The 11,338-nt window shown below is 59.3% G+C and carries 9 protein-coding genes; all 9 read left to right on the top strand.

Annotation, left to right across the window (positions count from 1 at the left end):
* Positions 1-211 precede the first annotated feature (211 nt).
* The 9 genes from ACA049_RS11270 (at position 212) to aceA (ending at position 10,883) form a co-directional block, all read left to right on the top strand.
* Positions 212-2,437 carry an NADP-dependent isocitrate dehydrogenase gene (locus tag ACA049_RS11270; protein WP_497335402.1) on the top strand — a complete coding sequence of 742 codons (2,226 nt, stop codon included), beginning with the start codon at positions 212-214 and terminating at the stop codon, positions 2,435-2,437.
* Positions 2,438-2,645: 208 nt separating this feature from the next.
* Positions 2,646-3,092 (top strand): NUDIX hydrolase, encoded by a 447-nt coding sequence (locus tag ACA049_RS11265; RefSeq protein ID WP_497335400.1) that lies wholly within the window; start codon positions 2,646-2,648, stop codon positions 3,090-3,092.
* A 59-nt stretch (positions 3,093-3,151) separates the two neighbouring features.
* Positions 3,152-4,276: a tRNA 2-thiouridine(34) synthase MnmA gene (gene mnmA / locus ACA049_RS11260; RefSeq protein ID WP_497335398.1), complete on the top strand. Its 1,125-nt coding sequence runs from the start codon at positions 3,152-3,154 to the stop codon at positions 4,274-4,276.
* The gene (gene hflD / locus ACA049_RS11255) at positions 4,273-4,896 is read left to right on the top strand and encodes a high frequency lysogenization protein HflD (RefSeq protein ID WP_497335396.1); all 624 of its coding nucleotides are present in this window, start codon (positions 4,273-4,275) and stop codon (positions 4,894-4,896) included. Before mnmA ends, hflD begins: the two co-directional genes overlap by 4 nt.
* A 126-nt stretch (positions 4,897-5,022) precedes the next feature.
* Positions 5,023-6,393: an adenylosuccinate lyase gene (gene purB / locus ACA049_RS11250; RefSeq protein WP_461974884.1), complete on the top strand. Its 1,371-nt coding sequence runs from the start codon at positions 5,023-5,025 to the stop codon at positions 6,391-6,393.
* Between the two features lie 86 nt (positions 6,394-6,479).
* Entirely contained in the window at positions 6,480-7,649 is a 1,170-nt protein-coding gene (locus ACA049_RS11245; RefSeq protein WP_497335394.1) for a ribosomal protein uL16 3-hydroxylase, read from the top strand.
* Positions 7,642-8,067 carry a GNAT family N-acetyltransferase gene (locus tag ACA049_RS11240; protein WP_017339601.1) on the top strand — a complete coding sequence of 142 codons (426 nt, stop codon included), beginning with the start codon at positions 7,642-7,644 and terminating at the stop codon, positions 8,065-8,067. Before ACA049_RS11245 ends, ACA049_RS11240 begins: the two co-directional genes overlap by 8 nt.
* Before the next feature lie 217 nt (positions 8,068-8,284).
* Positions 8,285-9,046, top strand: coding sequence for a secretin N-terminal domain-containing protein (locus tag ACA049_RS11235; protein WP_497335392.1), 762 nt, complete (start codon positions 8,285-8,287; stop codon positions 9,044-9,046).
* A gap of 511 nt (positions 9,047-9,557) precedes the next feature.
* A complete protein-coding gene (gene aceA / locus ACA049_RS11230) occupies positions 9,558-10,883 on the top strand; it encodes an isocitrate lyase (protein ID WP_033057066.1) in 1,326 nt (441 codons plus the stop codon).
* The last annotated feature ends 455 nt before the right edge of the window (positions 10,884-11,338 follow it).

Below are 11,338 nucleotides of genomic sequence, written 5' to 3'. Positions count from 1 at the left end.
TCCTGCAGCTGAATAAGTAGCCGAGACTTGGGCCTGAAAAAGCAGGGTTGTACAGCAACCCACCCGCTTGACGCTCGACTGATGCACCCAACATCACCGCGCACAAATCTCGACATTCGGCTCATGGACGACTTTGAACGAACGCGCTTACCCGGCGCCCCTCGAGTTTTTCTGCGCACGCTTTAGCAAAGAAGAGAGAGTTAATCCGAATATGCCCACCCGCTCGAAGATCATCTATACCTTCACCGACGAAGCTCCCGCCCTCGCCACCTATTCACTGTTGCCTATCGTAGAGGCCTTCACCGCCTCCGCTGATATCGCCGTGGAAACCCGCGATATCTCTCTTGCAGGGCGCATCCTGGCCAGCTTCCCCGAGCAATTGGGTGACAAAGCCGTAGCCGACCACCTCGCCGAACTGGGCGACCTGGCCGTTACGCCTGAAGCCAACATCATCAAGCTGCCGAACATCAGCGCCTCGGTTCCGCAACTGCAAGCCGCGATCAAAGAACTGCAAGCCCAGGGCTTCGCCCTGCCGGACTATCCGGAAACCGTGACCAGCGACGCCGACAAGCTCGCCAAATCCCGTTACGACAAGATCAAGGGCAGCGCCGTGAACCCGGTTCTGCGCGAAGGCAACTCCGATCGTCGTGCACCACTGTCGGTCAAGAACTACGCACGCAAGCACCCGCACAAAATGGGCGCCTGGGCTGCTGACTCCAAGTCCCACGTCGCGCACATGAACACCGGCGATTTCTACGGCAGCGAAAAAGCTGCCCTGATCGACGCCGCTGATGCCGTCAAAATCGAACTGATCGCTCAAGACGGCACCACCACCGTCCTGAAAGAAAAAACCACCGTGCAAGCCGGTGAGATCCTCGATTGCGCGGTCATGAGCAAAAACGCTCTGCGCAGCTTCATCGCTGCCGAGATCGAAGACGCCAAGCAAAAAGGCGTGCTGCTGTCGGTTCACTTGAAAGCCACCATGATGAAGGTCTCCGACCCGATCATGTTCGGCCAGATCGTTGCCGAGTTCTATAAAGACGCACTGGCCAAGCACGCTGACGTGCTGGCACAGATCGGCTTCAACCTGAACAACGGCATCGGCGACCTGTACGCCCGCATCAAAGCCCTGCCAGTTGAGCAGCAAGCGCAGATCGAAGCGGACATCCAGGCGGTTTACGCCGTTCGTCCGTCGTTGGCCATGGTCAACTCCGACAAAGGCATCACCAACCTGCATGTGCCGAGCGACGTGATCGTCGACGCCTCGATGCCGGCGATGATCCGTGACTCCGGCAAAATGTGGGGCACTGACGGTCAGTTGCACGACACCAAGGCTGTGATCCCGGATCGTTGCTACGCGACCATCTACCAAGCGGTCATCGAAGACTGCAAGGTAAACGGTGCTTTCGATCCGACCACCATGGGCAGCGTGCCAAACGTTGGCCTGATGGCGAAAAAAGCCGAAGAGTACGGCTCGCACGACAAGACTTTCCAGATCAAGGCCAACGGCGTCGTTCGGGTTTCCGATGGCGCTGGCCGCACCCTGCTGGAACAGTCGGTTGAAGCCGGCGACATCTTCCGCATGTGCCAGACCAAAGACGCGCCGATCCAGGACTGGGTCAAACTGGCCGTCAACCGTGCCCGTGCAAGCGCAACCCCGGCTATTTTCTGGCTGGACCCGATGCGCGCTCACGACGGCGTGGTAATCGAGAAGGTTCAGGCTTACCTGAAGGATCACGACACTGCCGGTCTGGACATCCAGATCATGGCGCCTGTCGACGCGATGAAGTTCACCCTGCAACGCACTCGCGAAGGCAAGGACACCATCTCGGTGACCGGCAACGTACTGCGCGACTACCTGACTGACCTGTTCCCGATCATGGAACTGGGCACCAGCGCCAAGATGCTGTCGATCGTTCCGCTGATGAATGGCGGCGGCCTGTTCGAAACCGGCGCTGGCGGTTCGGCACCGAAGCACGTTCAGCAACTGCTGGAAGAAAACTTCCTTCGCTGGGATTCCCTGGGCGAGTTCCTGGCCCTGGCCGCTTCCCTCGAGCATCTGGGTGTGACTTACAACAACCCTAAGGCGCTGGTTCTGGCCAAGACCCTGGATCAGGCCACCGGCCAGTTCCTGGACAACAACAAATCGCCATCGCGTAAAGTCGGCAACATCGACAACCGCGGCAGCCACTTCTATCTGGCGCTGTACTGGGCTCAAGCCCTGGCTGCCCAGACCGAAGACACTGCGCTGCAAGCGCAATTCGGCCAACTGGCGAAAACCCTGACCGAGAACGAAGCAACCATCGTTGCCGAGCTCAACGCTGTTCAGGGCAAGCCTGTGGACATCGGCGGTTACTACCACGCCAATGCCGAGCTGATCAGCAAGGCCATGCGCCCGAGCAACACTTTCAACGCCGCGATCGCTGCGCTGGTTTAAGGTTGTAAGGGAACATCACAAACCCCGGCCATGTGCCGGGGTTTGTGTTTCTGCCGCACATCACCCTGCGCACACCGGACCAATGTGGGAGCGGGCCTGCTCGCGAAAGCGGTTTATCATTCAACATCTCTATTGACTGACCCACCGCTTTCGCGAGCAAGCCCGCTCCCACAGGGTCCGTGTTTCACTATTCGAATTAGGAAGCTTTATGGATTGGCTACCCCATATCACCGTCGCCACCATCGTCGAAGACAACGGCCGTTTCCTGATGGTCGAAGAAACCAAGCACGGACGAACGGTGCTTAACCAACCCGCCGGCCACCTCGACCCGAACGAAACCCTGATCGAAGCCGCCGTCCGTGAAACCCTGGAAGAAACCGGCTGGGACGTCGAAGCGACCGGCGTTGTGGGTATTTACCTTTACACCGCCCCGAGCAACGGCGTGACCTACCAGCGCGTCTGCTTCACCGCCAAACCACTCAAGCATCACCCCGACTATCAACTGGACGACGGTATCGTCGGCGCCAAATGGCTAACCCGTGACGAATTGCTGGCACAGCGCGCAAACTGGCGCAGTGAGCTGATCATCCGCTGTATCGATGATTATCTGGACGGCAAACACTTCGGTCTCGAACTGATCCGCCCTTCTCTTTAGCCTTGCGGGCTCCGGCCTGTTAGAATCGCGTCCTTTTTCAAGACACTCATTGAATCCCTATGCGTGATCCAGCCCCTTCTGACATACAAAAGAAGCGCGTCATTGTCGGCATGTCCGGCGGCGTGGACTCTTCCGTTTCCGCTCTCCTGCTGATCGAGCAGGGTTATGAGGTGGAAGGCCTGTTCATGAAGAACTGGGAAGAAGACGATGGAACGGAATACTGCACCGCCATGGACGACCTGGCGGACGCCCAGGCCGTGTGCGACAAAATTGGCATCAAGCTGCACACCGCCAACTTCGCCGCCGAGTACTGGGACAACGTGTTCGAGCACTTTCTGGCCGAATACAAGGCCGGTCGCACGCCGAACCCGGACATCCTGTGCAACCGCGAGATCAAGTTCAAGGCGTTCCTCGACTACGCCATGATGCTCGGCGCCGACCTGATCGCTACCGGCCACTACGTGCGTCGCCGTGACATCGATGGCCGCACCGAGCTGCTCAAGGGCCTGGACCCGAACAAGGACCAGAGCTATTTCCTGCACGCTGTCGGCGGCGAACAGATCGCCAAGACCCTGTTCCCGGTCGGCGAGCTGGAAAAACCCGAAGTGCGCGCAATTGCCGAGAAACACGACCTGGCGACCGCGAAGAAAAAGGACTCCACCGGGATCTGCTTTATCGGCGAACGCCGCTTCAGCGACTTCCTCAAGCAGTACCTGCCGGCACAGCCGGGCGAGATCAAGACCACCGAAGGTGAAGTCATCGGCCGCCACCACGGTTTGATGTATCACACCATCGGCCAGCGTCAGGGCCTGGGCATCGGCGGCTTGAAAGACGCCGGTGACGAGCCGTGGTACGTGCTGATCAAAGACCTGGAAAACAACGAGCTGATCGTTGGCCAGGGCAATGACCACCCTTACCTGTTCTCCCGCGCCCTGCTCGCCTCGGACATCTATTGGGTCAACCCGATCGATCTGACCGAGCCGCGCAAGTTGACCGCCAAGGTCCGTTATCGCCAGAGCGATCAGCCCTGCACACTGGAAAAAACCGCCAGCGGATACCGCGCGACCTTCGATGACCCGCAACGCGCGGTCACCCCGGGCCAGTCCGTGGTGTTCTATGACGGTGAAATCTGCCTCGGCGGCGGCGTGATTGAAGTCGCAGAGCCATGGAGCAGCAAGGCATGAACCCCACTCAGGAGCAACTGACGGCGCTGGGCGGCGTGTTTCTCGCCGCCGTCCTCGTCGACAAGATTGCCAAGACCGGCCAGACCACGGAAGCCGGCCTGACGTGCATGCTCGGCAGCCTGCTGATCCGCGACCCCAAGGACACTCTGGAAGTGTACGGCGGCGACGACCTCAATCTGCACGAAGGCTATCGCGCCTTGATCGGCGCTCTGGAACGCGACCCGAGCACTCTCCAACGCGAACCGTTGCGCTACGCCTTGGCCATGCTCGGCCTGGAGCGTCAGCTGGCCAAACGCGACGACATGCTCGACGTGATTGGCAAGCGTCTGCCGCAGATTCAATCCCAGGTCGAACACTTCGGCCCGGCGCACGAAAACGTGATTGCGGCTTGCGGCGCGCTGTACCAGGACACCCTGAGCACCTTGCGCCAACGGATTCAGGTCCACGGCGACATGCGCAACCTGCAGCAACCGAGCAATGCCTCGAAGATCCGCGCCCTGTTGCTGGCCGGGATTCGTTCGGCACGCCTGTGGCGGCAGTTGGGCGGCCATCGCTGGCAGTTGGTGATCAGCCGGCGCAAGTTGCTTAAAGAGCTTTATCCGCTGATGCGCAGCAGCTGAACCGCGCCTGCAACACTGCTTTAGATCTGTAACGCGTAATACGCCGGTCAGTTGGCAACGGACCGGCGGATTTTTTCATGTATGATACGCGCCCCATTTCGTTGCCCGACTGTCCGAGAACACCCCATGCAGCTTTCTTCGCTCACTGCGGTTTCCCCTGTTGACGGCCGCTACGCCGGCAAAACCCAGGCCCTGCGCCCAATTTTCAGCGAGTACGGCCTGATCCGTGCTCGCGTTCTTGTTGAAGTGCGCTGGCTCCAGCGCCTGGCCGCTCACCCAGGCATCAGCGAAGTGCCGGCGTTCTCCGCCGAAGCCAACGCGGTGCTGAACACCCTGGCGGACAACTTCGCTCTGGAACACGCCGAGCGTGTCAAAGAGATCGAGCGCACCACCAACCACGACGTAAAAGCCATTGAGTACCTGCTCAAAGAGCAAGCGGCCAAGCTGCCGGAACTGGCCAAGGTCAGCGAGTTCATCCACTTTGCCTGCACCAGCGAGGACATCAACAACCTGTCCCACGCCCTGATGCTGCGCGAAGGCCGTGATGACGTGATGCTGCCGCTGATGCGCCAGACCGCTGAAGCCATCCGCGAACTGGCCATCCGTTTCGCTGACGTGCCCATGCTGTCGCGCACCCACGGTCAACCGGCCTCCCCAACCACTCTGGGTAAAGAGCTGGCGAACGTGGTTTACCGTCTGGAGCGTCAAATCGCCCAGGTCGCTGCCGTTCCGCTGCTGGGCAAGATCAACGGCGCTGTCGGCAACTACAACGCTCACCTGTCGGCCTACCCTGAGATCGACTGGGAAGAAAACGCCCGCGCCTTCATCGAAGACGAGCTGGGCCTTGGCTTCAACCCGTACACCACGCAGATCGAGCCGCACGACTACATTGCCGAGCTGTTCGACGCGATCGCGCGCTTCAACACCATCCTGATCGACTTCGACCGCGACATCTGGGGCTACATTTCCCTGGGTTATTTCAAACAGCGCACCATCGCTGGTGAAATCGGTTCGTCGACCATGCCGCACAAGGTCAACCCGATCGACTTCGAAAACTCCGAAGGCAACCTGGGCATCGCCAACGCACTGTTCCAGCACCTGGCGAGCAAGCTGCCGATCTCCCGCTGGCAGCGTGACCTGACCGACTCCACCGTGCTGCGCAACCTCGGTGTCGGCTTCGCCCACAGCGTGATCGCGTACGAAGCCAGCCTCAAGGGCATCAGCAAACTGGAGCTCAACGCTCAAAAGATTGCTGCTGACCTGGACGCGTGCTGGGAAGTATTGGCCGAGCCAATCCAGACCGTGATGCGTCGCTACAACATCGAAAACCCGTACGAAAAGCTGAAAGAGTTGACCCGTGGCAAGGGCATCAGCCCTGAAGCACTGCAAACTTTCATCGACGGCCTGGACATGCCAGCCGCCGCCAAGGCCGAGCTGAAATTGCTCACCCCGGCGAACTACATCGGTAACGCTGTGGCGCAAGCCAAACGCATCTGATCGACCGCTTTACCCGTTTGAGACGCCCGGCAGCGCCGGGCGTTTTTATTCCCGTCTGAAAAGTGCATTTTTTCAATAGGTTACACATGAATCCTGACATTCCTCTTCAACTTCTGGGCGGCATCACGGCGCGCGAATTCCTGCGCGACTACTGGCAGAAAAAACCCCTGCTGATCCGTCAGGCGATTCCTGAATTCGAAAGCCCGATCGACGCCGACGAACTGGCCGGCCTGGCGCTGGAAGAAGAAGTCGAGTCGCGCCTGGTGATCGAGAACGGCGAGCGTCCTTGGGAATTGCGCCGCGGTCCGTTCGCCGAAGACGAGTTCAGCAAACTGCCGGAACGTGACTGGACCCTGTTGGTTCAAGCGGTTGACCAGTTCGTGCCGGAAGTCTCTGAGCTGCTGGAAAACTTCCGCTTCCTGCCGAGCTGGCGCGTCGACGATGTGATGATCAGCTTCGCCGCTCCGGGTGGCAGCGTCGGTCCGCACTTCGACAACTACGACGTTTTCCTGCTGCAGGGTCACGGCAAGCGCAACTGGAAAATCGGCCAGATGTGCGATTCCGAGAGCAAGTTGCTGCAACACGCGGACTTGCGCATCCTCGCTGATTTCGAAGCCACCGATGAGTGGGTCCTGGAACCGGGCGACATGCTCTACCTGCCGCCGCGCCTGGCCCATTGCGGCGTTGCGGTGGATGACTGCATGACCTACTCCGTCGGCTTCCGCGCCCCGAGCGCCTCTGAAGTGCTGACTCACTTCACTGACTTCCTCAGCCAGTTCCTGACCGATGAAGAGCGCTACACCGATGCCGACGCCCTGCCGGCGGTCGATCCGCACCAGATTCAGCACGACGCCCTTGATCGCCTGAAAGCGTTGCTGGCCGAGCACATGAGCGACGAGCGCCTGCTGCTGACCTGGTTCGGCCAGTACATGACCGAGCCGCGCTACCCGGAACTGGTGGCGGGCCCGGAAGAGATCGAAGAAGACGACCTGCTCGCCAGCCTGGAGCAAGGCGCGATACTGATTCGCAACCCGAGCGCACGCCTGGCCTGGTCCGAAGTCGATGACGACCTGTTGCTGTTCGCCAGCGGCCAGAGCCGTTATCTGCCGGGCAAGCTGCGCGAGCTGCTGAAAATGATCTGCGCTGCCGACTCCTTGCACAGCGACAACCTGGGCGAATGGCTGAGCGACGAAGACGGTCGCGGCTTGCTGTGCGAACTGATCAAGCAAGGAAGCCTGGGGTTCGCTGATGAATAAAATTCACGTTCGTGTCGCAGACTGGCAAAAGGACAACGCCGAGATCCGGCGCATTCGTGAGACGGTGTTCATCGCCGAGCAATCCGTTCCACCTGAGCTGGAATGGGATGCTGATGACGCAACGGCGGTGCATTTTCTGGCCTTCGAAGGCGACTTTCCGATTGGCACCGCGCGCCTGCTGCCCGATGGTCACGTCGGCCGGGTGTCGGTCCTGAAAGACTGGCGCGGCTTGAAGGTCGGCGATGCGCTGATGCAAGCGGTGATCGGTGAAGCCGAGAAGCGCGGGCTGAAGCAGCAGATGCTGAGCGCGCAGGTTCAGGCCACGGCGTTCTATGAGCGCCTGGGCTTCAGCCTGGTCAGTGAGGAGTTCCTGGAAGCCGGGATTCCGCATGTGGACATGGTGCGGCACTCGGCTTGATACCGAGGCGCCCCATTCGCGGGCAAGCCTCGCTCCTACAAGAATCGCGCCGGACCTGTAGGAGCGAGGCTTGCCCGCGAAGAGGCCCGGAACAACACCACAAAACGCCCCGCCATCAACCGATGCCGGGGCGTTTTGCTGTCTACGATTCAACTTGCCCCACGCCGGGCCGACAAACTGGCAATATCAACACTTCAAGATGTCGGAGATAACGGATATGTCCCTACGCACCCTGCTCACCACGCTGCTGCTGACGTGCAGTTTTTCAGCCATGGCAGCCACCGAGATCGTGCCCCTGAATTACCGCACCAGCGCCGATATGCTGCCGATGGCACAGGATTTCATCGGCAAGGACGGCCAGGTCAGCGCCTACGGCAACCAGCTGATCGTCAATGCCGATCAACGCAAGATCGACGAACTTAAGGCCCTTGTTACGCAACTTGACGTTGCAGCCAAGCGCCTGTTGATCACCGTCGACACCAACGAAAACAACTTCCAGGGCGACCAGGGTTACTCGGTCAACGGCGCCAAGCCAAGCCAGACGCGCATCATCAATCGCAGCACCGACAGCCGCGATGGCGGCATCCAGCAGATTCAGGCCAGCGAAGGCGCACCGGCACTGATTCAGGTCGGGCAAAGCGTACCGCTCACGAGCAGCCAGACCGATTCCTACGGCGATCTGCGCAGCCAGACCGAGTACCGCAACGTCACCCAGGGCTTCTACGTCACCGCCAGCGTCACCGGCGACATCGTTCACCTGTCGATCAGTACCAACCGTGACCGCATGAGCCAGGAACGTCCCGATGTAGTGAATGTGCAAAGCACCGACACAACTGTCACGGGGAGCTTGGGCGAATGGATCACCCTGGCCGGCGTGAACCGCCAGACTCAGGCCGACAAACAGGGCCTGACCCGCAGCTACTCGACTCAAGGCCGGGATGACATGACCCTGCGGGTGAAAGTCGATACTTTGGACTAAACCACCGAAAACTGACTGATTAGTCGTATTAGACCAAAGATGTAGTGCCTGAAAAAAAGCACTACAAAACGTTTGACGATCGAAAAAAGCAAAGGCATGATGGCCTCGCTCCCGCTAATCAGGGGCCCTGGCAAGGGCCTTCGAGGCGCCGCTCGCATCTACCCCGCGAGCCGCTTCGTGTCTGTACCGCCCACAAGGTGTGTTTGACGAGGTTGCCGACTGGAACGAAGTTGTCCCGAGGGACGGAAGCGTAATTAGGTAACCCGGCTCCACACTGAAGTTCGTATAAAGGCCCACGACGCCCGAATCCGCTCGCCAGTTCGCCCTTACCTGCTCACTTCCCCTCGAGCCCATCGTTCATCCCGTCGCCATCCCCGCCGAATCCGACTTGACCACCTAAGCTTCTGGTCAGCGAGCAGCCTCTTACGCTCCTTTGATTTGCGTAATTGGCACGCAAGAATTTTCCACCCCAGAACCACTATCGATACAAGACGCGACGAGGTTTATCTCCATGGCACTGACACGCGAACAGCAAATTGCAGCCCTCGAAAAAGATTGGGCTGAAAACCCACGCTGGAAAGGCGTGACACGCGCTTACTCCGCTGCTGACGTCGTCCGCCTGCGTGGCTCGGTTCAACCTGAGCACACCTTTGCAAAACTGGGCGCCGAGAAGCTGTGGAACCTGGTGACCCAGGGCGCCAAGCCATCCTTCCGTCCTGATAAAGATTTCGTCAACTGCATGGGCGCCCTGACCGGCGGCCAGGCTGTACAACAAGTCAAAGCCGGCATCCAGGCAATCTACCTGTCGGGCTGGCAAGTGGCTGCGGACAACAACTCCGCCGAGTCGATGTACCCGGACCAGTCGCTGTACCCGGTGGACTCGGTTCCAACCGTGGTCAAGCGCATCAACAACTCGTTCCGTCGTGCTGACCAGATCCAGTGGAAAGCCGGCAAAGGCCCGGGCGACGAAGGCTACATCGACTACTTCGCGCCAATCGTTGCTGACGCTGAAGCCGGTTTCGGCGGCGTTCTGAACGCTTACGAACTGATGAAGAGCATGATCGAAGCAGGCGCCGCTGGCGTTCACTTCGAAGACCAACTGGCTTCCGTGAAAAAATGCGGCCACATGGGCGGCAAGGTACTGGTTCCTACCCAGGAAGCTGTACAGAAGCTGACCGCTGCCCGTCTGGCGGCTGACGTTGCCGGCACGCCGACCATCATCCTGGCCCGTACCGACGCTAACGCAGCTGACCTGCTGACTTCCGATTGCGACCCGTACGACCAGCCATTCGTGACTGGCGAACGTACCCAGGAAGGCTTCTACAAAGTGCGCGCTGGCCTGGACCAGGCGATCGCTCGCGGCCTGGCTTACGCTCCGTACGCCGACCTGATCTGGTGCGAAACTGCCAAGCCGGATCTGGACGAGGCTCGTCGCTTCGCTGAAGCGATCAAAAAGGAATACCCGGACCAACTGCTGTCGTACAACTGCTCGCCTTCCTTCAACTGGAAGAAAAACCTGGACGACGCGACCATCGCCAAGTTCCAGCGCGAACTGTCCGCCATGGGTTACAAGCACCAGTTCATCACCCTGGCCGGCATTCACAACATGTGGCACAGCATGTTCAACCTGGCGCACGACTACGCCCGCAACGACATGACTGCCTACGTGAAGCTGCAAGAGCAGGAATTCGCTGACGCTTCGAAGGGCTACACCTTCGTGGCTCACCAGCAGGAAGTGGGCACCGGCTACTTCGACGACATGACCACTGTGATTCAAGGTGGCTCGTCTTCGGTAACCGCGCTGACCGGTTCGACTGAAGAAGAACAGTTCCACTGATCTGCTTCGCCTGAGCAAACGGCCGCTGCGGACCGAATAGAAAGCTAACCGCAACGCCGCACATCTGACGCCCCGACTGGTTCGGGGCGTTTTTTTGCCCGCGATTCCCCCCACCCCTAACCCTGTAGGAGCTGTCGAGTGAAACGAGGCTGCGATCTTTTGATCTTGTTTTTTAAATCAAAGTCAAAAGATCGCAGCCTCGTTTCACTCGACAGCTCCTGCAGGGGTCGGTGGAGGTCCGGGGGAAAACATTGATCCAGAGCGGTATCGCGAGCGGAAAACCGGGGTAAAACGTGAATCGCCGCTACTTGCAGTAACAGCTATATAAGACAACTTCCTACCCACTCCCCCGTTAAACAGTTTAAAAACCAGCGCAAACAATATTGATTATCATTTAGCCGCAACTATGTTCGTTACATTCTCTACAAAACAATATTGATGAAAACCCGGCTAAT

The organism is Pseudomonas sp. LBUM1662 (genome assembly GCF_059695915.1).
Note: the sequence above shows the minus strand (reverse complement) of the source record. Positions and strands in the feature narration are given on the sequence as shown.

What these genes read in the sequence shown, in the direction of transcription:
- ACA049_RS11270 (WP_497335402.1), top strand. Translation starts at nt 212, where the DNA reads ATGCCCACCCGCTCGAAGATCATCTATACCTTCACCGACGAAGCTCCC.
- ACA049_RS11265 (WP_497335400.1), top strand. Translation starts at nt 2,646, where the DNA reads ATGGATTGGCTACCCCATATCACCGTCGCCACCATCGTCGAAGACAAC.
- mnmA (WP_497335398.1), top strand. Translation starts at nt 3,152, where the DNA reads ATGCGTGATCCAGCCCCTTCTGACATACAAAAGAAGCGCGTCATTGTC.
- hflD (WP_497335396.1), top strand. Translation starts at nt 4,273, where the DNA reads ATGAACCCCACTCAGGAGCAACTGACGGCGCTGGGCGGCGTGTTTCTC.
- purB (WP_461974884.1), top strand. Translation starts at nt 5,023, where the DNA reads ATGCAGCTTTCTTCGCTCACTGCGGTTTCCCCTGTTGACGGCCGCTAC.
- ACA049_RS11245 (WP_497335394.1), top strand. Translation starts at nt 6,480, where the DNA reads ATGAATCCTGACATTCCTCTTCAACTTCTGGGCGGCATCACGGCGCGC.
- ACA049_RS11240 (WP_017339601.1), top strand. Translation starts at nt 7,642, where the DNA reads ATGAATAAAATTCACGTTCGTGTCGCAGACTGGCAAAAGGACAACGCC.
- ACA049_RS11235 (WP_497335392.1), top strand. Translation starts at nt 8,285, where the DNA reads ATGTCCCTACGCACCCTGCTCACCACGCTGCTGCTGACGTGCAGTTTT.
- aceA (WP_033057066.1), top strand. Translation starts at nt 9,558, where the DNA reads ATGGCACTGACACGCGAACAGCAAATTGCAGCCCTCGAAAAAGATTGG.